Here is a 26,413-nt window from a genome sequence, read left to right on the forward strand (position 1 = left end):
CCCTAACGCTATCCAAAGAAGCGATAGAATTAGGAACAGAAATATGTTGTTTTACTGCATTGAAGAACTATTGATGACATTCATATTTTTATAGTTATTTGGTATAAAGCCTTGATATAGCGTTTCTAAATCCTTGAGATGTCCCTGACTTTCTAAATAGGTTTTAACATCAGCATTAATTTCTTTCGACATAATGGCAGTGACAAACATACCAACATCAAGTGATAAAATGTTTTGAGTCATATTGCCTTTATTATCAACAGCGTCATACCATCCATAAGGGGATTGAATATGAGGATAAACTTGCTTGAGTTTTTTCAGAGCACTAATGGCACCGTCAGGATCAACAATATAAGATAATGCAATAGCATGAGGAGTACCGGTATTACCATCCTCAATCACATTATTAAACCGCACTTTACTTTCTGAAAGCGCAGGAACACCAAAGGAGTGATAACCATTATCAATTCGAGCTGATGATGAAACCATTGGAATACCATGTTTAGCACCATAGATTTTTTGGATTAATGTATGGTCTTCAACAATCTTATAATCTGGCATTAGTTCTTTTTCATTTAGCCAAATTTGCGGCATCATCATTTGGAAATAAGCACCATCCCAAGTTAGCAATGGATTATAAATTTTATCGTTAATTTTATAATGCTGGGTATAGAGTTCCATTTTATGGAATGCACTTTCAGGAATAGAATTAGCACCTAAATCTTTGGTATCTAAAATAGCCCAAATAACAGCAGCGCGGCTTTCATTCCCTTTTCTATCAAGGTAATAACCTAAAAACGCATTATTTTTTGTTGACCAACCAGACGACATTAACCCTTTATTTTCATCATATAGCGCCACCCAACCTTCTCTTTGCCCATCAAGAATAGCTTGAACTCGTTTTACAATTTCTTGTTTATCAGGATCTGGCGAGTTTAAAAAAGCCCCTGCCACTGCCATCAATGCAAACGAAAAGTTACCATTATCAACGGCTGGCACAATTTCATCTGGATTTTTAACTAATTTATTATCACGAATATCATAAGGCCAATAAAACAAACCCTTCCATTTAGGGGCTTGTTCCATAGTGGTCAATGTCTCTTTGATTCTCTCTACCGCATCCTGATTTCCAGCTTTAGCCGACTGAGTTAACACATTGAGATATAAACCAACTTCTGTCGTATTAGTATAATATCCTGGTACAACACGATTACCTTCAATTCTTATGGTGTCGTAAGGTACTTTGACATATTTATCGACACCGACACCATCTCGGAAAAAGTTGAGATTATTTTGAAATTCTTCTTCAAAACCCGCTGGGTATAAATGTTCAGCAACTTTGATTTCATTAATAACAACATTATTGGCTAAAGATTGCGTGCTAAAAGCCAGCAATAGGGAAGCGAGAAGCATCGAACCATTCTTAGTCATATCATTTTGCCTTCTAAGCGAAAACTAATTATCAAATCGTAGAAACGTTTCTATAATCATCTCACTAATAACCCTTGGTCAAGTCAATTTATTATCATTTAGCTAAAATGTGACGAGTAGTGTATTTTTAAACTACTTTAGGCTGAAAAAATATACCACAAAAAATAAAACCAATAAAATCAATAAATTACACAAATTAAAACATCTTAATGTGATAAGGATCTCGAATTAAATTGATCAAATAAATTACTGTTGACAGGATTTATTAAGCATTCATAATCTATAGAAACGTTTCAATGAAATGCGGAGTGTAGTGATGGCAGGCGTCACATTAACCAACGTCAATAAAATCTATCCAAATGGTACACATGTGCTTCATGATATTAATTTGGATATCAAAGACGGTGAATTTATGGTCATCGTTGGTCCATCTGGTTGTGCTAAATCCACCATGCTGAGAATGATCGCAGGACTTGAAGCTATATCTTCAGGGGAGCTACGTATTGCAGATAATATCTGTAATGATATGCCGCCCAAAGATCGTGGTATTGCCATGGTTTTTCAAAACTATGCACTTTATCCGCATATGACAGCCTATGAAAATATGTCTTTTGGTTTGCGCGTTTCTAAAAAATCGAAAGAAGAGATAACCAAACGCGTTTCTGAAGCAGCCGAATTACTTGAAATAACCGAGCTTTTAAAGCGTAAACCTAAAGAGATGTCAGGCGGACAGTGCCAACGCGTCGCATTAGGCAGGGCAATGGTAAGAAAACCTGCGGTATTTCTTTTTGATGAACCACTATCAAACCTCGATGCTAAACTCAGGGTTTCTATGCGATTACGAATAAGTAAATTGCATCAACAACTTCGTGAAGCAGGCAAACCTGCAACCATGATTTATGTTACTCACGACCAAATAGAAGCGATGACAATGGGAGAACGCGTCTGCATTTTACGCAAAGGCCGTATTATGCAAGTCGATCATCCTTTAAACGTTTACCACCATCCCAAAAACAAATTTGTCGCGGAATTTATTGGCTCTCCACCAATGAATATTATTTCAGGGCAAGTTATTCAACATCATGATCAGCTAGCGATTCAATGTGATGGAAATATCTTCTCTTTACCAACAGATAAACAAGAAAAAGCGAAAGCGTATCTTAATAAAGAGATCTATTTAGGCATTAGACCTGAGGATATTAGAGTTATTGATAAACTTGATAATAACTGTTTATCAACATCTATTCTTCGTGTTGATGCGATGGGCTCAGATGAATTTATCTATTTTCACTTGGCTGATAATGAAGTTATTTGCAAACGCCCTAATCCAGAAATAGAAATAGATAAAACAAAAAACTGTAGTTTCCATTTTAATATGGATAAATGCCATCTCTTCGATAAAGAGAACGAACAGAATATTTTTTACACTTAGTATTTTTAGGATGAGTAACATGACAATTAAGCCAGTTAATAATGTGGTCTATAGTAAAAAAAACGCACAGCTCACATTTAATTTTATGCCAGGCCAAATGCTTAAAAATATTATGGCGGGTAATATCATGCTCAACCTATTTGAGACACCAAGATTAGATACTGCCATCAGTAATATCTATCTTCGTGAATTGAGCGACAACCATATTATTTCTACTACGCCTCTTTTAACGAGTCATGCTAAAACTCAATTAAGTAAAAGCGAACAAGGAAATATAACTTGGCATATTGAAACTGAGAATTTCCTTGCCTCGGTTACCCTCTCTTTGTCAGACGATCCTGCAAATATTTATTATTATTCTGTTAATGTAAAAAACATCAGTAATAAACCACTTAATTTTGATCTCATTTATGGGCAAGATCTCTCGTTATCCGATAGCGGTGCAACAAAAACCAATGAATCATATTGCAGCCAATATCTTGATCATAAAGTATTTAATATAGAAAATTACGGGTATATTACCTCTTCACGCCAAAACTTACCTCAAAGTAGTGGTAACCCACTCTTACAGTTAGGAAGTTTCTCTCCTGTTGTGGCTTATTCTACTGATGGCTATCAGTTTTTTGGTAAGCAGTCTAAATTTACTCATCAGCCAATCATAACAAAAGAGCTAGTATTAGCTAATGAGAACTATCAGTATGAAATGGCGTTTATTGCCTTACAACTAAAGCCTGTAACACTTGAACCACAAGAAGAGTCTGACCAAGTATTCTATGGTTATTATGTTGCTAATCAACCTGAAGCTAATATTGAACAACCTATTAGCATAAAAAAAATTACCGATAACTATGACAAACCAGACGTTGATAGCGCAGTAAAAATCAGTGAAAAAACAGAAGTTATATTCGATATTCAGCCATTATCAGGTTATAAGCTCACATCTCAAGAGTTAGATAGTTTATTTCCTGGAGAACGAAGCTTTGAAGAAAACGAACATGGTGAATTACTCTCTTTCTTCCAAAAAGAGGGGCGTCATTATATTACGCTAGCCGATAAAGAGCATTATCAAGAGCGAGCAACAGGGCATATTATCTCATCAGGTAATAACCTTAATTTTAACAATTCAATTATGAACTCAACTCACTATATTTATGGTGTTTTTAATTCACATCTCACACTAGGAAACACTTCATTTAATAAATTACTGGGTACTAATCGTAATTTTTTAAACTTCTTTAAAAGCAGTGGTCAACGCATTCAAGTTAAATTAAATAATCAATACCATTTACTTGCCATGCCTTCTGCATATGAAGTTGGATTTAACTTTTCTCGTTGGATTTATAAATTACCAGAAGGAATTATTGAAGTCTTAGCCTTTGCTAGCCATGATAATCCTATTATTCAACTTGATATTAAACTTCATAATTTTGCTCAAGCAATAGATGTTATTGTCAGTCATCCATTGATTATGGGTAATCAAGAAGAAGAGTCTATTATTCAGGTTTCACAGCCCAATAAAGAAAATAGTATACTGATTACAAGTGCAAATAATCCTAATGCGCCAATATTTAGCTTAACCTATAGCCCAGAATTTACTGATATTGAACAATATAGTGATGTTGAAACTGATTCTGTTCAATACCTGATGCTTAAAGGTAAAATTCATAACCAAGCCAGTATTGTTTTTGGTGGCAAAAATAACCAAGTTAATACATTAGGTAAGTGGTTAACTTTTGCATCTGAAGTGGTAAATTATGAAAATCAGCAAGATGAATTATTGAATAATTTTTCTATTGATTTTTCGCAGAAACCAAAGCATGCAAAAAAATTAAATCATACATTACATTGGTTTACACATAATGCACTGGTTCACTACAGTTCACCGCATGGGCTTGAACAGCCATCAGGTGCGGCTTGGGGAACACGTGATGTATCACAAGGTCCTATTGAATTCTTTATGTCATTAGGTCGCTATCAACATGTTGAACGTATTTTATGTGAAATGTATAGCCACCAATATTTAGAAACGGGTAATTGGCCACAATGGTTTATGTTTGATAACTATGCTCACGTTCAACAGCAAGAGTCTCATGGTGATGTTGTTATTTGGCCGTTAAAAGCATTAGCAGATTATCTATTAGCAACAAATAATACAGATATTCTTAATACCGAATTACCTTATACAAGCATTACCAACAAATTTGCTTTTACAACTGAAAAAGAGACACTGTTACAGCATATTTATCGTCAGCTTGAGCATGTTATTGAACATTTAGTTCCAGGTACTCATCTTTCTAGTTATGGTGATGGTGATTGGGATGATACCCTTCAGCCTGCAAACCATTCGTTACGTAAAAATATGGTGAGTGGCTGGACTATTCCGCTGACATTACAAACATTTAAGTTATTGATGAAGGCATTAGTGAATCAACCTTTATTTGCAGATTTGCTGACAAAAATTAATGATCTCTTTATTAAGATGGAAGCCGACTATCATAAATACCTAATTAAAGATGGTGTTATCAGCGGTTTTATTCATTTCAATCAAAATGATGTTGAGTATTTATTACATCCGTCAGATGTTAAAACAAATATAAAATATCGTTTATTACCTGCTAATCGTTCAATTATTTCTGAATCATTTGATAAAGAAATGGCAGAGAAACATATAAAGATTATTCTCGATAATCTGCTTTATCCTGATGGTGTTCGTCTTATGGATAAAACAGCACAATATAAAGCGGGTCGCCAAAGCTATTTTAAACGCGCAGAGCTAGCTGCAAATTTAGGTCGTGAAGTTGGATTACAATATTGTCATGCTCATATCCGCTTTATTGAAGCACTTTGTAAGATGGGAATGGCAAAAGAGTTATTTGAGAACCTCTTTAAAATCTCCCCGGTGGGTATAAAAGAGAGTGTACCTAATGCTGAACTGCGCCAAGCAAATAGCTATTTCTCTAGTTCTGATGCAAAATTTAACGACCGCTATCAAGCCTATGATAATTTTGAGCAATTAAAAACAGGTAAAGTTGCAGCAAAAGGTGGTTGGCGTATCTATTCGAGTGGACCAGGTATTTATATTAACCAAATTATCTCTAATGTTTTAGGTCTTCGTTATGAATTTGGTGATTTGCTGCTAGATCCGGTTATTAGTAAAGATTTTGGCGATATTAGCCTTAACTTTCAACTTTATGGAAAATCGATTGTGATTAATATTTATCCTAATGAGGGTGAATATACACCTAAGCGTGTCATGCTTAATAATCAAACACTGGATTTTACATTGCAAAATAACCCTTATCGTACAGGCGGCGTTTTAATCAAAAAGTCGGATGTAATGGCTTATTTATTGAATAACAATACACTCGATATTTATCTATAAATATCAACATAAAGCTTAGAATTTGGCTCTTGCTACTCATCGTAAGAGCCTACTAAATGGTATATTTACGTATTGTGTGTTTATTTTTTGAGGGATGAAGATGAGTGTTACCATAAAAGATGTGGCTAAAAGAGCAAATGTATCAATCTCTACCGTGTCTTACGCGATAAATGGTAGTCCGAAGATTACTGAAAAAACACGCCAATATGTACTCAAAATTGCAAAAGAGATGAATTACATTGCCAATAGCAATGCAAAAATGCTCAAAACTAAGCGTAGTGGTGCTATCGGTCTCTTTTTTAACTCTTGGTTTGGTCCTATATACAGCGAATTAGTACGTGGTATTCAAGAACAAACACACAGTGAGCAATATGATTTAGTCGCATGTAGCCTTTATGGTGGTGAACAATCAACCGCTCATAAATATTTACGAGAACGTATTGTTGATGGTGCGATTATTTTATCTAGCTCATTTGATGATGAGTTTATAAAATCTATCGCATCTGAAAACTTACCTGTAGTCGTATTAGATAGAGAATTAAAAAGTCCCCATATCTACAGCGTATTGATAGATAACTTTGGTGGTGCATTTAAAGCTGTTAATGCGTTAGTCAATTCTGGTGCTACCGATATTACCTTCTTTAGTGGTCCTGAAGGTTCTTACGATAATCAAAAACGCTTAGATGGCTTTATTGCAGCATTAGGCTATAACCGTATTCCTTTAAATCCCGATCTCATTATTCACTCAAACTTTACTGAAGTTGATGCTTACCAAAAAATGAGTGCATTAATTGAAGCCGGCAAAATGCCTTCTGCAATTTTTTCCGCCAATGATGAAATGGCTATTGGTATTTTGAGGGCGGCAAAAGAACATAATATTCAAATTCCTGAACAATTAAAGATTGTTGGTTTTGATAATATTTATGCATCAAGCATATTAACGCCAGCGCTAACAACAATAGATCACCATAAATATGAAATGGGTGTTATTTCAGCAAAGCTTTTATTAAAAGCAATTAAAGAAGAAACAGATATTGATGAAGTAACCTTTCTTCCTACTGAATTAATAGAACGTGAAACACTTTAATTTATTTTAATATCATCAGGATAATAGTTTATGAAACTAGTTTGTTTAATTACGGCTGCACTATTCTCTTTTTCGACTATTGCAGCGGAAAGATTAGAAATCATGGTTCCTAGTGGAAATTATGTTTCTTTTATTCGTAATACTGTTGTTCCTGAATTTAAAAAGCAACACCCTAATGTCGAACTTGTTGTATCTAACGATGAACAACTCGATACTCGTATGGCAGCTGGTGATAACCCAAACATTTATATTGGTGTTTATGGCTATCAACCTGCGCATTTAGCAAAATTAGGAAAGCTGGCTTATTTAGATAAATTTGATGACTTTAGTGCGTTAATAAATCGTATTGATAGTCATTTCCTACATCAAAATTTTGGTCGTACTTATTATATTCCTTGGAATGCGACCACTCAGATGATGATTTATAATAAAGCACTATTTATTGAAGCTGGGTTAGATCCCAATTCACCACCAGAGACTTGGGATGAGTTTCTTATTGCCGCAGAAAAAATTTCAGCGCTACCCGCCAGGAAAGATGGCAATAAAGTTTACGGTACCGTATTTTGGAATGATGTATTGTCATTTGGCAGTTGGTATTGGAACTTACTCGCCCCTATTTATTACAACGTAAATCAAGGTAATTACCAGTTACTCAATAAATATGGCACCGATGTTATTTTTGATAAACCGCAAGCACATATGACTGAATTTATTTCATTAATGCAACGCGCTCAAAAATATGCACCTCCAACAATGGAAAAAAGCTTTTTTTCACGCAATATTGGTATGTGGCTACAATTTGGTTTTGGTTGGAAAGCATCATTAACAACTGCTGCAGGAAAACCAATGGTTATTGGTGATGATGTTGGTATCGCACCTATCCCAGTAATGAAAAAAGGGGATACACATTATTCTATTCTTGATGGTAGAGCGATTATGATTTTTAAAAACACATCAGAGAAAGAAAACTTAAGTTGGGATCTAATTAACTTATTAATGCGTGATGATATTAATTTAAAAGCAAATATTGAATTAGGTCAGCTACCAACGTTAAAATCATTAAAAAATCATGAGTATTTTCAAAGCGATGAAGCAAAGCCTTTTGTTAAGCAACTAGACAGTGCATTATTAAGTGAACCGCATGCAAAAGTGACTGATATTGCAGATATTCTTTTATCAAACTATGCCAGAGCTGTATTAAAAAATGAATTAACGCCAGAACAGGCAGTTAGTGAATCTGCTCATGCTGCACGTAAAATATTAAACGAAAAATAGAAACTGCTATTTAAATAAATAGCAATATTCAAGCTAAAAAACGGCATGAATATTAAATAAACCAGCTTTATTTGTGTAACTTAAATAACACAATACTAATAACTTAATGTTTTTCTAAGGAATCGACATGAAAAACAAAAATATTTTAGTGGGATACCTATTTCTGTTTCCCTGGATAATCTATTTTGTTGTTTTTATTTTATATCCATTTTTCTTATCTTTCCAAAATAGCTTTCTTGATATCAATGTATTAACGCCAGAAAATACTCAGTTTGTTGGAATAAAAAACTGGGTGGATGTTTCAACAGATGGTCTATTTTTGAAATCGATATTCAACGTTATTTTCAATCAAGTTATTTTTGTTTTTCTAACGTTTGTTATTGCCATGGGAATGGCACTGCTACTTCATGAAGTTACTCATTTTGGTGGTGTTTTTCGAACTATTATGTTTATCCCTGTGATAACTTCCATCACAGTAGCAATGATAATTTTCAATTTTATTTCAAGTCCAACGGGTCCTGTACAAAGTTTAATGCTTGATTGGAATATTATTAATGCACCTATATTTTGGAAATTTGATGAATGGTTACCTATGCCAATGATTGCTGTTTTTAGCACATGGAAATGGTTTGGTATTCAAATGATTATTTTTCTTGGTGGTATAGCGAGTATTAATCGCTCTCTTTATGAAGCTGCAGATATTGATGGTGCATCATGGTTAAGAAAAATGTGGAGCATCACCTTACCCTTGTTAAAGCCACAAATTATTTTTGTTATGACCATTAATATTATTAACGGCATGCAGATGTTTGTGGAAGTCTTAATGAATTTTGATTTATCTGGTGGACCTTATAATTCAGCCTTAACACCAGTGCTGTATCTATATAAGACAGGGTTTTCTGATGTAAAAATGGGTATGGCATCAACAATAGGCTTATTACTAGCAACAATTATCTATATCTTCACCATGTTGCAGTTAAAATTAACTCAAGATAAGGAGCATAGATAATGCGTTTTAATAAAAGAAATCTTATTATTTATAGCTTACTTATTATAGCGAGCTTAGTGGTACTTTATCCTTTCTTCTTTATGATAATGAACTCATTTAAATCAGGAAGTGAGATAATTAACACCCCAAATGCATTACCAACAGAGTTCTCTTTTAATGGTTATATTGAAGCATTTAAAAGTTTAAATTTAGGACGTATATTTTTTAATACCTTATTTATTGCTCTTACCGTAACGGTTTCTAATACGCTTCTTTCATCAATGGTCGCTTATGCCATTATTAAAATGAACTTACCCGGTAAAGAGTTTTGGTTAAAGCTAATTTTAACCTCAATGATGGTGCCTGCGATTTTATTTACTATCCCAACTTATATGATGCTTTACTCTTGGGACTGGATTAATACATTTCAAGCTCTTATCGTGCCAGGAATGATAAGTGCCTATAATATATTCTTACTCGTTCAGTTTTTAAAACAAGTGGATAACGCTTATATAGAAGCTGCACGGATTGATGGTGCAGGTGAAATCACTATTTTCTTTAAAATTGTTTTACCAATGATCCGCCCTGCATTAGCAACCGTAGCGATATTAACATTTATGGGTGCATGGAATGATTTTATGGGACCACTGCTTTATGTTCGTGATGACTCATTAATGACATTACAACTTGCACTTTTTAAATTTGTTAATGATGTTCCGACTGAAAATCTTGAACAGTTATGGGCAATGACAACCATGATTGCAGTTCCTGTTGTTTTCATCTTTTTCTTTCTGCAACGTAATTTTATTAAAGCCTTTACAGGAATTGGAGTGAAATAATTATGAGTGGAAGAAATAGCTTTATCATATTAATTACTCTTGTTTTTATTGCCTATTTTACGGGCTGGTATAGTGTTTATCAAAAATCAAAACTTTATTATGATTTTGCAGAGCAACAATATGAACAAGGCAATTATATCTTGGCATTAAAAGGCATTAATAAAATCGAACTCTATCCTGAAGATGATTATTTTGGTGGTTATCAAAAAGTGATTGAAGCATGGCAAAATGGATTATTTGTCTTTTATCCTAGTTTTTATGATAAAGCCCTTGAAAGAAGTCAGTCTATATTAAAGAAATCAAGTAATAATGAATTAAAAGATTTTATTTACACCTATATAGAAATTGATATTCGCTATATTCCAGAAGCTGCGACATGTTTGTTATATCGTTATAAAAATAATAATGATAAAGAAGGTGAAAATGAAATGACACAACTTTTAAGTGAAGCATTTCCTGCTTATAAATGGCAAGGATCACCATTATTAATAAACGGTTGCCAATCAACTGAGTAATTTATATTTCTTTGACTATTAAATGGAGACGGCGATGAATAATCTTTACCGAGATCCCACACAGCCAATTTCTGCTCGTATTACTAATTTATTAACTCAGATGTCATTAACAGAAAAAGTTGGACAACTTTGCATGGATCCAATGCTAGAGTTTAAACAACACCAAGAAAAATATTATGACTTAATACGCCAAGGGAAATGTGGTTCACGTATATTAGCAGATACAGCATGGGCGGGTAATGCACCAGCCGAAATTATAGACCCAGTAGAATTAAACCAAATTCAACGAGTTGCGGTAGAAGAGAGTCGCTTAGGTATTCCGATTATTTTTGCTCGTGATGTTATTTATGGGCAAGCAACCGTATTGCCTATTCCTTTAGCACAAGCGGCATCATGGGATCCTAATTGTGTATCTGAAGCTTATCGTGATATTGCACGTGAAGCGTCGTCTCTTGGTATCCACTGGACTTTTGCCCCTATGCTTGATATTGCCCGTGATCCACGCTGGGGACGAGTCATTGAGACATTTGGTGAAGACCCTTATTTAACAAGTCAATTCGCTAAAGCAGTGGTTACCGGTTTTCAAGGCACTGATGTTAGTCAACCTGATTCACTATTAGCTTGTGCTAAGCATTTTGTGGGTTATGCCGCCGTTGAAGGTGGACGAGATTACGATACGACGGAGCTTTCTCAAAACACACTACATAATGTGCATTTGCCTCCTTTTGCCGCGGCAATTGAAGCTGGTGTCGGCTCTATCATGACAGGTTTTTGTGATCTTGGTGGTACGCCAGTAAGTGCATCAAAACCGCTTATTCGTCATTGGTTAAAATCACAGCAAAACTTCAATGGGCTCGTGGTGAGTGATTGGGGCTCAATTTCTGATTTAGCTTATTTTGGTATTGCAACAGATGCAACCGATGCCGCTAAACAAGCCCTTAATGCTGGCATTGATATGGCAATGACCAATGAAGCTTATGAAGGTCATCTTGAAAAATTAGTTGATAATCAAGAAATTGATATCTCATTAATTGATGATGCTGTTTATCGTATTTTATATGCAAAATTCAGCTGTGGATTATTTGAAAATCCTTACGTTGATGAGAGTAGACATTTAACAGCGTTGCGTCACCCTGAACATATTAAAAGAGCACAAACTCTCGCTGAAAAATGCATTGTGATGCTGAAAAACGGTAATAACATATTGCCGATAAACTCCGCGAACAAACAAACAATTGCCGTTATTGGTCCACATGCTCATTCTCAACGTCAACATTTAGGTTCATGGTGTTTAGATGGCAATGCAGATGATGTTACGTCTATTTATCAAGGCATAAAAAATAGTGCAAATAACTGCAATGTGATCACAGACAACAGCGAATTTAGTGATGAGATGGTTGAATGTGCTCATCGCGCTGATATTGTTGTGCTCTGTGTTGGTGAAAGTCATCGTCGTACTGGTGAAGCTCGTAATATCGCTCAATTACAATTACCACCAGGTCAAGAAGAGCTAATTAATGCCATTGGGGAAACTGGAAAACCGCTTATTATTGTACAATGTACTGGTCGCCCTATTCCATCAAAAGCGATAGAACACTATGGCGATGCGTTATTAATGAGTTGGCAATTAGGAACTGAGACAGGAAACAGTGTCGCCAATATTTTATTTGGTCATACTAATCCTAGTGGCAAACTTCCGATTACTGTACCTCGCACTACAGGACAGATCCCTATTTATTATGGACGTAAGCAATTGGGGAAAATGCGGGCATATCAAGAGTATCAGCCTTATAAAGACACGAGTGATACTCCGTTATATCCCTTTGGTTTTGGCTTAAGTTATACACAATTTTCTTATAGTCAGCCAAAATTAAAATATGCTGAGCTTACACAAGATAAACAGCAACAAGTTTCAGTGACGATTTCCAATATAGGAAAAAGCACTGGTATTGAAATTGTGCAGTGCTATATCCGCCAATGTACTGCATCTACATCTCGTCCACTACGTGAGTTGAAAGGTTTTCAACGTATAACATTAGCGCCGGGTGAAGCAAAGGACGTTACTTTTACGCTAACTTCAAAAGAGCTCTCTTTTTTCAATATAGAAGGAGTTATTACTACTGAGCCATCTGAAATTATTGTGTATATTGGTAACGATAGCAATACAGAGAACAAAGCTATATTTAGCTTAGTTTGATTATTAGACTTATTATTTATTATTAATTCAATAGTAATAAGTACCTAATCTATTTTATTTTTATAAAATAAAGAGTAAAAAAGATTTCATACATTTCCTTTTTACTCTTATTTAGATTAATAATAAGAGCAATAACCTTTCTAATTCCATTCCCTATAAATTTAACGATTAAATTCAATCTCTAATTTAAAAAATATTATTAAGACTACAAATAATATATTTTACATTTTGTTTCAACTCCCAACACTAATAAATATTATTTTCATTAGACTAATTACTATAAGAAATAATGATTAATCAAATTGAAGGGAAATCAAAATGTCTATAAGAAAAATTGTGCTTTCATTATTATTAATGTCTTTCAGCACACAAGCTTATGTTGTTAACGAAAATAATCCTCAAGAGTATCGTTCTTTTAAATCAAATTACTCGGATATGATTGAATTAGCTAACAAATCACGCTTACCACAACGTATTTTCTATGCTTCGCCAAGTACCGGAAGAAATGCATTATGGTTTGATGCCGTAAAACATGGTGATTTAGATGAAGTAAAAAGAATGATCGGAAATGGACAAGATATTGAAGTTAAAGACACCGGAAGCTTAGAACAAACTGCGCTAGGGTGGGCAGCATTTATTGGTGATGAAGAGATGGTGGATTATTTAATTTCACAAAAAGCGAATCTTTGGGCTAACGATAAAGATGATGTTTGTAATGTATTAAAGGCGGCAGTGTTGGGTAATAATGCACAAGTTGTTGAAAAAATTTATAACTTGATGAAAAATGATATTAATTTAAATGATCAAAATTTAGATAATGATGGCGAAACATTACTAATGGTTGCGGCTAGTTATAATCGTATTAATACGGTGAAATATCTTTTATCGCAAGGCGTAGATGTCAATCTTTCTACCACGATAAAAGATCCCTCTTTATTTTCTTATGACCAAAGTGCGTTAACTTATGCATGCGAAAATAATTTTAAAGAGATGCAAAATTTATTAATCAGAAATGGTGCCGTTAACCATAGAACGGGTAAACCATCTTGTAAGTAAATATTAAAAATATTTACTTTAAACGATTTACGTCCCCAAATTTAGTCTATAAATTTGGGGTTTTATTATTTATTTTCAGAAAAAAGTCTTTATTTTTTCTTTAGTTCAAATTCATATTCATAAAGTCTCATTTTTACTGGCTCGCTTTCAGTATCTTTAAATTCTAATCGTAACTTTGTGGCTGTTTTCGCCGGAATACTGATATCTTCATGAGGGGTTGCTAAATAAGCAACAAAGTCATCACCATCTAAAACATAGAGGTTCATTTTTTCATTAAGATTAGTTAAGCGAATAAGTGAATCAGAAGTATTTTTTACAGCGAGTGTTACTAAATGACGATTTTCGCCAACAGGTTCAATAGAGAGTGTTTTGATTGTTGTGTATTTACTAAGATTATCTTTATCATAAATAATAACTGCACCATCAACACTACTACCAGACTTACGACCTTCATCAACACCATCTTTTATCCCAGATAGCGCATCTTTACTTGCTGTAGTAATACTTGATGTAAATACTTTAACACCCTCTTTAATTGCGCTAGATTCCTGCTCTGCGGCTGCAAATGCACTCGATGCCATAATCAGCATCGTACTTGCTATCAATATCTTCTTCATTATATTTTCCATTCATCAAATTATGATTGAATATTAATTAATATGATTAAACTAAACAATCCCAAAATATGAATCAGATATAACTTAAATAAAGCAAGAAAAAAACAAGTTTTTTCTTAATTATCTATATGTTAAATAAAACTTAAAAATTAATCATCAAATAAAGAATATCTATAAATAAAATAAATTTAATTAACTATTAGTAAAAATAAACCTAATAACACTATGATTTATAACCAATTCTTAATGCTACTGTTTTTTATTAGCTAATAAAAAAGCCCTCTAATAAGAGGGCTCCCATATAAAAACGACGATTAGAATCTATACAGACTAAATGGTTTTGGATCTAAAATAGGCGTTTTGCCAAGTAATAGATCGGCGGTAAGTTCTGCAGATACTGGGCTTTCTGTCATTCCCCAGCCTGTTGCCGTATTAATTACTAAACCAGGATACTCTTTAACTTCTGAAATAATTGGGTTTTCATCTGGTGCGATAGCCATTGCACCACTCCACTGATCAATTAACGTCGATTCTTTAAATGCTGGGAATTCAGCTTTTAATTTTTCTAGCGACGCATTTAATTCAGGAAGATCAGGCAATGCCGTCATATTTCTATATTGCTCGAATGGAGATACTTCATTTAGCTTCCAATGAGTCGATTGCATAAATGAATTAATTAACTGTTCGTTAAGAGAAATATGTACTGGGAAATCAGGCAGAGCTAATAATGGCAGATATTTATAACCATAAGTAAAGGACTCTTTCACCACAGGAGCAACAATAACGCGAGGAGAGGTTGCATAGGTGCCGTCAGCTTGCTCACGGAAGAAAATCCCCCCCGGTAAAGCAACGTTTCCACCTGGGGCATTAGGAGCAGCGCTAATAAGTTGTTGCGACTGATAAGCAGGCAATGTTGGAACATCAACATTTAAATTTTGCATAAAGAGTCTAGACCATACACCGCCAGCAACAACAACTTGAGCGGTTTTAATAGCACCCTTTTCTGTTACCACATCAGAGATAACACCCGCTTGAGTTTCTAATCCTCTTGCTGCGCATTGGGTGTAGATTTTAACGCCTATTTTTTTAGCGTATTCCGCCATCACAAACGTTGCGACTTCAGGATCGAAGCTACCAGAATCTTCTTCAAAACCCGCAATTTTCCAATCGGTGGTCGCACCACGAAGACGTTGATTTAATTCAGCACCTTCAATAATTCTTGTTTTAAATGGAATATCGGAGCCAACATTTTTGCTTCTTGTATCAATCCATTTTCTTACGTTGACTAAATCTTCTTCATCAAGAGGAACTTCAACACGACCTTGTGTACGATAAGTTGTATCAATACCCACTTTGGCATTCATTTCACGCCAGCGATGTTTTCCGAGATGATGAAGCAAGAAGGTTTCATCAGGCATTTTGTAACTTATCGCTTGACCATAAAAGCGGGATGATTGTTCACCTGCAATATTACCTTTTTCGACGATAGTTACAGATAAACCACGCTCAACCAAATTAATTGCTGTCATTATTCCTAAAATACCAGCACCAATAACCACTACATCAGACTGTTTTGGTAATGCACCTTCCGTTCCTTCAACAAAACCATGTCTTGGTGTGCCGGGAACAAAGCGTCCTTCACGAGTTAACATTGGCGTTAAAATACCGGCGCCAGCAGCAACAGCAACAACTGTTCCACCAATAATAAATTTTCTTCTGGTTATTGCCATTTTAAAAAGGTTCCTTTCATGCGGTGAATAATTAACATTTTAACTATAACGTTATTTTATTCCCTTTGTGAACCATTTGTAAACCAATAGTAAATTACCGTTACCATTTTTCTTTAATGACTACACTCCTCTTTTAATGGCTTCAGATTTCATAAAAAAAATAAATAATAAGTTTCTACTGTCAAAAAACTGAGTTTATTGATATTTCTCACCAACAGATAAGTATAAAAACCTAATGATTAAATTAATAAATAATTTATATATCAAAATATTTCACTGTTATTATTCTTTAAGGGAGGAGAAAAGAGGATGTGTTAAAAAAATACAAGATTTGAATCATGACGGTGATTTTTGGATTCACGGACGGTTTTAATTCTGATAATAAAAAATATTAATTTCAATGGAAAATCTTAGAGCGACTTCTTATATCTTGAAGACTCATATGCAAAAATATATTTTCAGTGTTTTCTGTTTATAATAAAAACTATGTAATTCCTATTATTTAAAATAATAATCGCCAAAACTTAAGCTTTGGCGATACATTTAACAAAATAAATTTCTAATTAGCAAATGTATAAAATGGAGTTATAAATACTGCCAGGATTATTAAACATAACTCTAGTGTTCGAATCACTTTATCTTTTTTAGAAAAACTTTTACTATTTAATATGATAGTAACTAATATACCCACTCTATTTATTACAAATAAATAAGATAAAACGGCTACAATAATTAAAGAAAAGCCTTTGATACTTTGTACATCATCCCCACTTTGATTAGCCAACATAATGGCACAAAAAACAATTAGAGCATAAAAAACAGCTAACACCGCGATTTGACTAGCAAAATAGGGTGTGTATACATCTTTTTCTATAGTAGACCGCATATTTATTCCTTCTTTTTATAAAATACAAAAATTAATCGTAGTTTATTTTTTAGAATTTTCAATTTTGCTATCTGAGTATTTAATTAAAATAAGTATCCGAATATAAACTGTATTAGAATGGGATAATATCCTATTTATACCATTAGGATTTGCGGCCTTAAATAAACATTTAATAGTATGATAATTGTAGGTTTAAATTATAAAACACTTCATCTATTTTTTAAAAAACATCTAATTAAGTAATCGACAAATAAAGTGCCTTTAATGGTTACCTAAAAGCGAATAACAGAAATGTTATCTGAGTTAATATTTAAAATAATTACCATGAACAATATTAGCGCAATCTTCTAAAGCATCTGCATAGTTGTAGGTTTTAATAAATATAACTTGCTCTTGAGACACAATGAAAATTTATGCGGGTTGATTTTATAAATAGTGGCAAACTTAGAAATACTTAATAATGGTACGCCCTACAGGATTCGAACCTGTGACCTACGGCTTAGAAGGCCGTTGCTCTATCCAACTGAGCTAAGGGCGCCTAGAAAAGATAGGCGTCATCGTTTGTACTGATAACGGGTGTGAATTATACGTTCAACATTCTGAGAGTCAACGCTTTTTCAACAAAATCAATCTATGTGGTTAAAATATGGTAAGGAAGCGACTGACAGATTGCTCTTGATCTGACAAAATAGGGACATACCGTAATTAGATAATTTGGATGTACAGATGTCAGCAAGAATTATAGATGGGAAATCGATTGCGCAGACCATTAGAAGTGAAGTTGCAGAAAAAGTAAAACAGCGTCTTGATGCCGGCAAACGTGCTCCTGGTTTAGCTGTTGTTTTAGTGGGTGATAACCCTGCATCACAGATTTATGTGGCAAGTAAACGACGTGCTTGTGATGAAGTCGGTTTTGTCTCTCGTTCTTATGATTTACCCGATACCACCAGTGAAGCCGATTTATTAAACCTTATCGATCAACTTAATAACGATGACACGATTGATGGCATCTTAGTTCAGCTTCCTCTTCCTGCTGGTATCGATAACGTTAAAGTATTAGAACGCATCCACCCTGATAAAGACGTTGATGGTTTTCATCCTTATAATATTGGTCGTTTATGCCAACGCGCGCCTAAATTACGCCCTTGTACACCTCGTGGCATAGTCACGTTATTAGAACGTTGCAATATCAATTTATATGGTTTAAATGCTGTTATTGTTGGTGCATCAAATATTGTTGGTCGCCCAATGAGCTTAGAATTATTACTTTCAGGCTGCACAACAACGGTGACCCATCGATTTACCAAAGATTTGCGTTTTCATGTTGAACACGCCGATTTATTGATTGTTGCCGTAGGTAAACCTAATTTTATTCCTGGAGAATGGATAAAACCGGGTGCTATTGTTATTGATGTAGGTATTAATCGTCTTGAAAATGGTAAAGTAACGGGTGATGTCGATTTTGCACAAGCTTCAGCGCGCGCAGGCTGGATTTCACCTGTTCCTGGTGGCGTAGGCCCAATGACAGTAGCAACGCTTATTCAAAACACTTTGCAAGCATGCGAAGAGTATCATGATCCTGAAACAGGTAATTATTAATCAATGGAAAAATTTCAATTAGATGGGCACGACTACGTCGAGCTATGTGATTTATTAAAACTTCAAGGCTGGACTGAAAGCGGTGCTGCTGCAAAAAATCTTATTGCTGAAGGTCATGTCAGCGTAGATGGCGCAGTAGAAACACGTAAACGCTGTAAGATTGTCGCGGGCAAAACCGTCACATTCGGTGAATTTTCAGCCGTCGTCAGCAAATAATCAGCAATTTGGTTGTTTTCTCTCAAGCGTTACTTTTTAAGTGACGCTTTTTTTGTTTTTAACGCTTTTTTCCTCTCTATACTGCTTTTTTAGTGGTTTTACTGTTCTAGTTTTTTTTATTTAAAATAAAAAACAAGATAACAATTTGAATTTCAATGTTTTTATGAATTTAAAATTGAGATTATCTAATTTAAATCATCTTTTTAAACATCATTTATGGTTATAATCTATCATCTTTAAACGAATACATTTATTATTTCAACAATATAGTATGTTGATATAAAACATAACGTATTGTTTTATATATTAAATAAGAACTATTACAAATAATTTAAAACTTAATTAACAATATCTTGATGACTATTTTCACTTGTTTATTATTGATTTAAAGTGCTAAAACGTGATTTAGATCTAATTTTTTCTTACTTTAGATAGGCAAAAGAACATAGTTTGTACTAAATTGTATCTTATTATTTGAAACGATTCAGCCTAGTGGTATTATTTAACGTGTAATTTTACGCTATTTATGCATTATTTGATGGTTTATCTAACAGGAGATCTTATGCTTAACCAACCTATTCAAGGTGATTTTTTTTCTCTTATTACAGAGAAAAAAATGCCACCTGCACTATTGCTTAGGGTAAGAAATTAGCATGAGACGCAGAGTCGCAACGATTACCCTCAACCCTGCTTATGATTTAGTGGGATTAAGTACGCCTATCGAGCTGGGTGAAGTTAACCGCGTTAAAACAGCGGGTTTTCATGCTGCGGGTAAAGGTATCAATGTTGCTAAGGTTTTAAAAAGCTTAGGCGTTGATGTCACCGTAGGTGGTTTTTTGGGTAAAGAGAACCAAGATGGTTTTCAAAAAGCGTTTAGTGAATCTGGCATTGCAAATCGATTTCAAATGGTTGAAGGCCGTACACGTATAAATGTAAAACTGACTGAGCCAAGTGGCAAAGTGACAGATTTTAATTTTTCAGGTTTTGATATCACCAAACAAGATTGGAATAAATTCGTTAATGACTCACTGAGTTGGGCAGGTCAATTTGATATGATCTGTGTGAGTGGTAGTGTGCCACCCAGCATTGATTTAAACGATTTTACTGCATGGATGACAAAACTACGCAGTGAATGTATGTGTATCATTTTCGACAGTAGCCGAGATGCTTTTGTTGCAGGACTAAAAGCTTCACCTTGGTTAGTAAAACCTAATCACCATGAGTTAGAGATTTGGGCAGGGAAACCTTTACCTGAGCTTTCAGATATCGTACAAGCAGCACAAGCATTGCGCCAACAAGGTATTGCTCATGTCGTTATCTCATTGGGTGAGCAAGGAGCAATGTGGGTAAATGCGTCCGGTGCATGGATGGCAAAGCCACCTAAATGTGATGTCGTTAGTACAGTGGGTGCTGGTGATTCGATGGTCGGCGGGCTTATTTATGGCTTAATGATGCGTCAAACGAGTGAACATACATTACGTCTTGCCACTGCTGTTTCTGCGCTTGCTGTTAGTCAAACCAATGTTGGTATTAGTGACCGAGAGCAATTAGCAAAAATGATGACGGAAGTTGAATTAACCCCCCTTAAATTATAAATAATAACAATAAGTGGTACATCTAATAATATAAGTAGAGCTACCACTATTCCTAGTTAAATATACCAATATAATTTCAAAACAACGCTAAAATAGAGTCTCTTATATTGATTAATTAATGTTTGTTATTAATCAAATCTTTGTTTTTTCTATTTATTAGATAAGCTTCACTTTAAAAGAATTTAACAATGATATTCTAACGCTGATAAAAACTTGTTTTGTTTTTAGGAGAAAATATGGAAAGGCCCATAGTACTTTTATGGATCCAAGTTATTTCAGTATTATGTTTAGGTATAAGTTTAGTGGTATTAGTCGCAGGTGCACCTATCTATTTATTAGCAATGGCGATGGGTGGCGGTAATGTGATACTACTGGGTTTATTCATTATGCTCTGTCTAATTATTATAATGATAATGCAAGTGATAGCATGGATAAAACTCGCCAAAAATAGTAGAAATGCCTACTCTTTTTTAAAGATATCATGGGTCTGCCTATCTATTTATCTCTTTTTTATACTCAGCTTTTCGATGTCACTAAGTAATATGTCTGAGGTAAGCTTTGTTATTTTTTCCATTATTGTAATATTAACTCATCGGCTTTTTTTCTCTGAAAAAGTAATTAATTATTTTCAGGATAAACAAAAAGATAATGAAAAAGAAACCAGTATTATTAGTCATTGAGTTAAATAATGGACAAAAAATATCGGATAATTTATATCCGATATTTTTATTTAGTCTATTGCTATCAACGCTAACTTAGCGTTTAAGAATAATATTAGTTATTACGACGCCACGTTGTTCCTTGTGGACCATCTTCTAATACAATTCCCATCGCTGTTAATGCATCCCGTGCAACATCTGCTGCTGCCCACTCTTTATTTTTACGTGCATCATTACGTTGCTGAATTAACGCTTCAATTTTTTCCACTTCATCAGCGCTTTCTGCTTTAGCACCACTTTGCAGGAAGTGCTCAGGTTCTTGTTCTAATAAACCAAGCACTTTCGCAAGTTTACGTAATACAGCAGCTAATCCATTGGCAGCATTCATATCTACCGCTTTTAAGCGATTAAGCTCACGAGCGGTATCAAACAGTACAGAGTAAGCTTCTGGTGTATTGAAATCGTCATTCATAGCAGCAATAAATTGAGCTTCAAATGCTTCACCACCAGCAGGTTGTGCATTGCTATCGGTACCACGTAATGCGGTATATAAACGCTCTAATGCTGTACGTGCTTGCTTTAAGTTCTCTTCCGTGTAATTAAGCTGACTACGATAATGACCAGATAACAAGAAATAACGAACAGTTTCAGCATCGTAATAGGCTAATACATCACGAATAGTAAAAAAGTTATTGAGTGATTTAGACATTTTTTCTTTGTCTACCATCACCATGCCTGAGTGCATCCAGTAATTAACATAAGGACCATCATGAGCACAGGTTGATTGCGCTATTTCGTTCTCATGGTGTGGGAACATTAAATCAGAACCACCGCCATGAATATCAAAATGATGACCTAACTCTTTACCATTCATTGCTGAACACTCAATATGCCACCCCGGACGTCCTGCACCCCACGGAGATTCCCAACTTGGTTCTCCTGGTTTAGACATTTTCCATAATACGAAATCCATTGGATTACGCTTTGCATTGGCAACTTCTACCCGAGCCCCCGCTTGCAACTGCTCCAGATCTTGACGAGAAAGTAAGCCATAATCAACATCGGTATCGATAGCAAACATTACATCGCCATTATCAGCAACATAGGCATGATTACGTTCAATAAGTTTTTCAGTTAACGCAATAATTTCAGCAATATGATGCGTTGCACGTGGCTCAGAATCTGGGCGTGCAATATTCAGCGCATCAAAATCTTTGTGCATTTCAGCTAACATACGCGTTGTGAGTTGATCACAGGTTTCACTGTTTTCAATGGCACGTTTAATGATTTTGTCATCAACATCCGTAACGTTACGGACATAATTAACATCGTATCCTAAAAAGCGCAGATAACGGGTGATGGCATCAAACGCCACAAATGTACGTCCATGACCAATGTGACATAAGTCATAAATAGTGATGCCACACACGTACATACCTATTTTCCCTGCATGGATAGGTTTAAATTCTTCTTTTTGGCGAGTGAGAGTATTAAAAATCTTTAGCATCAGAGGACGTTCCCGTTTTCAACTGTACGTGTTTATTACATGTCTATTACGCATATTACGTATGTAATAATAAAAAGTAGTAATTACGACGATAAAATACAAATATAGCATTACCTTTATAAGGGTTTTAAACCTCAATTACAAAAGTAATTCAGACTAACAAACTGTTATATTACTCTGCTCTGCACTTATTTTCACTGCCCAATCGTTGACAGCGAACAATCTAATTTCGCTTTATTAGCCAAAAAATTGGCTAAAAGTGTTTTTTTCTTATTTTATGAACTGATTTAACCGAAAAATACCTACGAAAAAAAGATGAATACTGACTAAATAAGGTAACTGTGGTATAAAAAAAAGGACATTTGTTTCTGCCCAAATCTGGGTAAAGCTAAAATAATATTAGGATCTAAATATGGTTACTTTTCATACCAATTACGGCGATATCGTGATTAATACATTTGCAGATAAAGCACCTGCAACCGTAGAGAATTTTTTAGACTACTGTAAAGAAGGATTCTACGATAACACTATTTTCCACCGCGTTATCAATGGATTTATGATCCAAGGTGGTGGTTTTGAACCTGGTATGAACCAAAAAGCGACCAAAGCACCCGTTAAAAACGAAGCAAACAATGGCCTAGCAAATAACCGCGGTACATTGGCAATGGCTCGTACTAACGATCCACACTCTGCAACTGCACAATTTTTTATCAACGTCGCAGATAACGATTTCTTAAACTTCCGTGCTGAAAACGCAAATGGCTGGGGATACTGTGTATTCGCAGAAGTTGTTGAAGGTATGGATGTGGTTGATAAAATCAAAGCAGTATCTACAGGTCGCAGCGGTTCACACCAAGATGTTCCTCGTGAAGATATCGTAATTAACAGCGTTACTGTTAGCGAATAAGCAGTCACTTTTTATGTCTACGCTGTTTATCGCAGACCTACATTTAAGTGAACATGAACCGGCAATTACTGCCGGTTTTCTTCGCTTTTTACAACAGCAAGCAATTTATGCTGATGCACTGTATATTTTGGGTGATTTTTTTGATTTTTGGATAGGCGATGATGATCCGAATCCATTACATCAACAGATTACTCAGGCATTGATGAAGTTAAAACAAGCGGGTGTTCCCTGCTACTTTATTCATGGTAATCGTGATTTCCTCATTGGCTCACGCTTTGCTAAAGAGAGCGGTATAACAATATTACCACAAGAGAAAGTGCTTGAGATTTATCAGCATCGTATCTTAATTTTACATGGTGATACCCTTTGTACTGACGATGAAGCTTATCAACGTTATCGCAAAAAAGTCCATAATAAGCTTATTCAACGCCTATTTTTACTCCTACCTCTTTTTATTCGGCTTCGTATTGCAGATAAAATGCGATCACGCAGTCAACACGCTAATCGCTATAAATCTGAAGCGATTATGGATGTTAATCCGCAAGCCGTTATTGATACTTTTAATCATTTTGATGCTCAATGGATGATCCACGGTCATACCCATCGCCCCGCTATTCATACTGTCGAAGTTGATAGAAAAATACATTATCGCGGTGTATTAGGTGCATGGCACACCGAAGGCTCAATGTTTAAAGTGACAGCTGAAAATATCGAACTGATATCATTTCCTTTTTAAATTACAACGGTAATTTTCACGATAAAAAGCTATCTTTTTCTTTACGCAAACGTTTTCCTTGACGTATTAGCGTGATACTATCACTCTCTGTTTATCAGGCTATCTCTGTTTATGCTTACAGGAGCAGTTAAGTAATGTCTTCTCAAGTTGGTCTAAATACTCCTTCGCCACAAATTGCCATTGTTATGGGTTCTAAAAGTGACTGGGCAACAATGTCTCACGCCGCTGATGTATTAGATGCTCTGCAACTCCCTTATCATGTTGAAATTGTCTCTGCACATCGTACTCCTGATAAGCTATTTAGCTTTGCTGAAACGGCAAAAGCAAACGGCTTTGATGTGATTATTGCTGGTGCGGGCGGTGCCGCTCATTTACCGGGAATGCTAGCAGCAAAAACATTAGTGCCTGTTTTAGGTGTGCCGGTTCAAAGTGCTGCATTAAGTGGCGTTGATAGCCTCTACTCTATTGTACAAATGCCAAAAGGTATTCCTGTTGGTACGTTAGCTATCGGAAAAGCGGGCGCAGCCAATGCGGCGTTATTAGCAGCACAAATTTTGGCATTACATAACCCGGCTATTTTTGCCTCATTAACAGCATGGCGCACAGTGCAAACTGACGATGTACTCAATAATCCTGATCCAAGAGAGGCATTATGAAACCCGTTTGTGTCCTTGGAAATGGTCAACTAGGTAGAATGTTACGTCAAGCAGGAGAACCCCTAGGTATTGCCGTTTATCCTATTGGTCTTGATGCAGAACCAGAAGCCGTGCCTTATCAGCAAAGTGTTATCACTGCAGAGATAGAACGCTGGCCGCAAACGGCATTAACCAAAGAACTAGAACGTCATTCCAACTTTGTTAACCGCGATATTTTCCCTCTACTTGCCGATCGCTTACCACAAAAACAGCTACTTGATGAACTTGGTTTAGCCACTGCGCCTTGGCAACCTTTAACTTCACCAGACCAATGGCATGACATATTTGCTCAATTAGGTGATTTTATTATTGTGAAACGTCGTGTCGGTGGCTACGACGGTAGAGGTCAATGGCGTATTCATCCCGGTGAAGAACATCAACTTCCGGCAGAGATTTATGGCGAATGTATTGTTGAACAAGGCATTCCATTTTCTGGTGAAGTTTCATTAGTTGGTGCAAGAGATAGCAACGGTAACTGCGTTTTTTATCCTCTAACACATAACCTTCATCAAGACGGTATTTTAAGACTCAGTGTTGCATTTCCTACTCCGTCACCAACATTACAACAATCCGCTCAGCAAATGCTTGGTGCTATTCTCAACAAGCTTAATTATGTTGGTGTTATGGCGATGGAGTGCTTTATTGTTGGCGATAAACTGCTTATCAATGAATTAGCACCTCGCGTACACAACAGTGGTCATTGGACTCAAAATGGTGCATCAATTAGCCAGTTTGAATTACATTTACGTGCTATTTTAAACTTACCAATGCCAACACCTGAAGTATGCCAAACCTCAGTAATGGTTAATCTTATTGGTACGGATGTGCATCCTCAGTGGCTCTCTTTACCATTAGTACATCTTCATTGGTATGAGAAAGAAGTGCGCCCCGCGCGCAAAGTGGGACATTTAAATCTCTCACATAACGATAACCAATCTCTTCAAAACACATTAATCTCATTAAGCACAATGCTTGATGAAGCTTATCAGTACCCTATCAAATGGGCTTTAGAAAAATTAAGCTAGCAGTCCGACTCATAAAGTTAGAGAATAATAGCCCTTAAC

At 35.3% G+C, this 26,413-nt stretch carries 22 protein-coding genes and 1 tRNA gene; 17 read left to right on the forward strand and 6 right to left on the reverse strand.

Annotated elements, in window-relative coordinates:
• Positions 1 to 51: 51 nt before the first annotated feature.
• The gene (locus ABN099_RS16170; protein WP_349465222.1) at positions 52 to 1,431 is read right to left on the reverse strand and encodes a glucoamylase family protein; all 1,380 of its coding nucleotides are present in this window, start codon (positions 1,429 to 1,431) and stop codon (positions 52 to 54) included.
• A gap of 316 nt (positions 1,432 to 1,747) precedes the next feature.
• On the opposite strand from ABN099_RS16170, the gene ABN099_RS16175 reads away from it, so the two are divergent.
• The 9 genes from ABN099_RS16175 (at position 1,748) to ABN099_RS16215 (ending at position 14,202) form a co-directional block, all read left to right on the forward strand.
• Complete coding sequence (locus tag ABN099_RS16175) at positions 1,748 to 2,863, forward strand: ABC transporter ATP-binding protein (protein ID WP_349465224.1); 1,116 nt, start codon at positions 1,748 to 1,750, stop codon at positions 2,861 to 2,863.
• 19 nt (positions 2,864 to 2,882) lie between these two features.
• Positions 2,883 to 6,245, forward strand: a complete 3,363-nt coding sequence (locus ABN099_RS16180) for a GH36-type glycosyl hydrolase domain-containing protein (RefSeq protein ID WP_349465226.1) — start codon at positions 2,883 to 2,885, stop codon at positions 6,243 to 6,245.
• A 100-nt stretch (positions 6,246 to 6,345) separates the two neighbouring features.
• A complete protein-coding gene (locus tag ABN099_RS16185) occupies positions 6,346 to 7,332 on the forward strand; it encodes a LacI family DNA-binding transcriptional regulator (RefSeq protein WP_349465228.1) in 987 nt (328 codons plus the stop codon).
• A 30-nt stretch (positions 7,333 to 7,362) separates the two neighbouring features.
• Positions 7,363 to 8,607: an extracellular solute-binding protein gene (locus ABN099_RS16190; protein ID WP_349465230.1), complete on the forward strand. Its 1,245-nt coding sequence runs from the start codon at positions 7,363 to 7,365 to the stop codon at positions 8,605 to 8,607.
• 127 nt (positions 8,608 to 8,734) lie between these two features.
• Entirely contained in the window at positions 8,735 to 9,616 is an 882-nt protein-coding gene (locus ABN099_RS16195; protein ID WP_349465232.1) for a carbohydrate ABC transporter permease, read from the forward strand.
• Positions 9,616 to 10,434: a carbohydrate ABC transporter permease gene (locus ABN099_RS16200; protein WP_349465234.1), complete on the forward strand. Its 819-nt coding sequence runs from the start codon at positions 9,616 to 9,618 to the stop codon at positions 10,432 to 10,434. Before ABN099_RS16195 ends, ABN099_RS16200 begins: the two co-directional genes overlap by 1 nt.
• A 2-nt stretch (positions 10,435 to 10,436) precedes the next feature.
• Complete coding sequence (locus ABN099_RS16205) at positions 10,437 to 10,949, forward strand: hypothetical protein (RefSeq protein ID WP_349465236.1); 513 nt, start codon at positions 10,437 to 10,439, stop codon at positions 10,947 to 10,949.
• A 34-nt stretch (positions 10,950 to 10,983) separates the two neighbouring features.
• The gene (locus ABN099_RS16210; RefSeq protein ID WP_349465238.1) at positions 10,984 to 13,146 is read left to right on the forward strand and encodes a glycoside hydrolase family 3 N-terminal domain-containing protein; all 2,163 of its coding nucleotides are present in this window, start codon (positions 10,984 to 10,986) and stop codon (positions 13,144 to 13,146) included.
• Positions 13,147 to 13,464: 318 nt separating this feature from the next.
• Positions 13,465 to 14,202, forward strand: coding sequence for an ankyrin repeat domain-containing protein (locus ABN099_RS16215; RefSeq protein WP_349465240.1), 738 nt, complete (start codon positions 13,465 to 13,467; stop codon positions 14,200 to 14,202).
• An 89-nt stretch (positions 14,203 to 14,291) separates the two neighbouring features.
• On the opposite strand, the gene ABN099_RS16220 is transcribed toward ABN099_RS16215, so the two are convergent.
• The 4 genes from ABN099_RS16220 to ABN099_RS16235 all read right to left on the reverse strand — a co-directional run bounded on the left by ABN099_RS16220 (position 14,292) and on the right by ABN099_RS16235 (position 17,973).
• The gene (locus ABN099_RS16220) at positions 14,292 to 14,819 is read right to left on the reverse strand and encodes a hypothetical protein (RefSeq protein WP_349465242.1); all 528 of its coding nucleotides are present in this window, start codon (positions 14,817 to 14,819) and stop codon (positions 14,292 to 14,294) included.
• Between the two features lie 314 nt (positions 14,820 to 15,133).
• On the reverse strand, positions 15,134 to 16,549 hold the full coding sequence (locus tag ABN099_RS16225) for an NAD(P)/FAD-dependent oxidoreductase (RefSeq protein WP_349465244.1): 1,416 nt from the start codon (positions 16,547 to 16,549) through the stop codon (positions 15,134 to 15,136).
• A 559-nt stretch (positions 16,550 to 17,108) separates the two neighbouring features.
• Complete coding sequence (locus ABN099_RS16230) at positions 17,109 to 17,435, reverse strand: hypothetical protein (RefSeq protein WP_349465246.1); 327 nt, start codon at positions 17,433 to 17,435, stop codon at positions 17,109 to 17,111.
• Between the two features lie 461 nt (positions 17,436 to 17,896).
• Positions 17,897 to 17,973: transfer RNA gene (locus tag ABN099_RS16235), tRNA-Arg, on the reverse strand.
• 188 nt (positions 17,974 to 18,161) lie between these two features.
• Between ABN099_RS16235 and folD the strand changes: the two genes are divergently transcribed.
• The 4 genes from folD to ABN099_RS16255 all read left to right on the forward strand — a co-directional run bounded on the left by folD (position 18,162) and on the right by ABN099_RS16255 (position 21,525).
• Complete coding sequence (folD, locus tag ABN099_RS16240; protein ID WP_349465248.1) at positions 18,162 to 19,034, forward strand: bifunctional methylenetetrahydrofolate dehydrogenase/methenyltetrahydrofolate cyclohydrolase FolD; 873 nt, start codon at positions 18,162 to 18,164, stop codon at positions 19,032 to 19,034.
• A 3-nt stretch (positions 19,035 to 19,037) separates the two neighbouring features.
• Complete coding sequence (gene ybcJ / locus ABN099_RS16245; RefSeq protein ID WP_349465249.1) at positions 19,038 to 19,250, forward strand: ribosome-associated protein YbcJ; 213 nt, start codon at positions 19,038 to 19,040, stop codon at positions 19,248 to 19,250.
• Between the two features lie 653 nt (positions 19,251 to 19,903).
• The gene (gene fruK, locus ABN099_RS16250; protein ID WP_349465251.1) at positions 19,904 to 20,845 is read left to right on the forward strand and encodes a 1-phosphofructokinase; all 942 of its coding nucleotides are present in this window, start codon (positions 19,904 to 19,906) and stop codon (positions 20,843 to 20,845) included.
• A 236-nt stretch (positions 20,846 to 21,081) separates the two neighbouring features.
• On the forward strand, positions 21,082 to 21,525 hold the full coding sequence (locus tag ABN099_RS16255) for a hypothetical protein (RefSeq protein ID WP_349465253.1): 444 nt from the start codon (positions 21,082 to 21,084) through the stop codon (positions 21,523 to 21,525).
• 94 nt (positions 21,526 to 21,619) lie between these two features.
• Here the strand turns inward: ABN099_RS16255 and cysS are convergent, their stop codons facing one another.
• The gene (cysS, locus tag ABN099_RS16260; RefSeq protein WP_349465255.1) at positions 21,620 to 23,011 is read right to left on the reverse strand and encodes a cysteine--tRNA ligase; all 1,392 of its coding nucleotides are present in this window, start codon (positions 23,009 to 23,011) and stop codon (positions 21,620 to 21,622) included.
• 412 nt (positions 23,012 to 23,423) lie between these two features.
• Between cysS and ppiB the strand changes: the two genes are divergently transcribed.
• The 4 genes from ppiB (at position 23,424) to purK (ending at position 26,374) form a co-directional block, all read left to right on the forward strand.
• A complete protein-coding gene (ppiB, locus tag ABN099_RS16265) occupies positions 23,424 to 23,918 on the forward strand; it encodes a peptidylprolyl isomerase B (protein ID WP_349465257.1) in 495 nt (164 codons plus the stop codon).
• Between the two features lie 13 nt (positions 23,919 to 23,931).
• Positions 23,932 to 24,654, forward strand: a complete 723-nt coding sequence (locus ABN099_RS16270) for a UDP-2,3-diacylglucosamine diphosphatase (protein ID WP_349465259.1) — start codon at positions 23,932 to 23,934, stop codon at positions 24,652 to 24,654.
• Between the two features lie 134 nt (positions 24,655 to 24,788).
• A complete protein-coding gene (gene purE / locus ABN099_RS16275) occupies positions 24,789 to 25,310 on the forward strand; it encodes a 5-(carboxyamino)imidazole ribonucleotide mutase (RefSeq protein WP_349465261.1) in 522 nt (173 codons plus the stop codon).
• The gene (gene purK, locus ABN099_RS16280; RefSeq protein WP_349465263.1) at positions 25,307 to 26,374 is read left to right on the forward strand and encodes a 5-(carboxyamino)imidazole ribonucleotide synthase; all 1,068 of its coding nucleotides are present in this window, start codon (positions 25,307 to 25,309) and stop codon (positions 26,372 to 26,374) included. The genes purE and purK overlap by 4 nt, the downstream gene beginning before the upstream one ends.
• Positions 26,375 to 26,413 lie beyond the last annotated feature (39 nt).

Origin of the sequence: Proteus hauseri (assembly GCF_040139125.1) — a bacterium.
GTDB classification, from domain to species: Bacteria; Pseudomonadota; Gammaproteobacteria; order Enterobacterales; family Enterobacteriaceae; genus Proteus; species Proteus hauseri_B.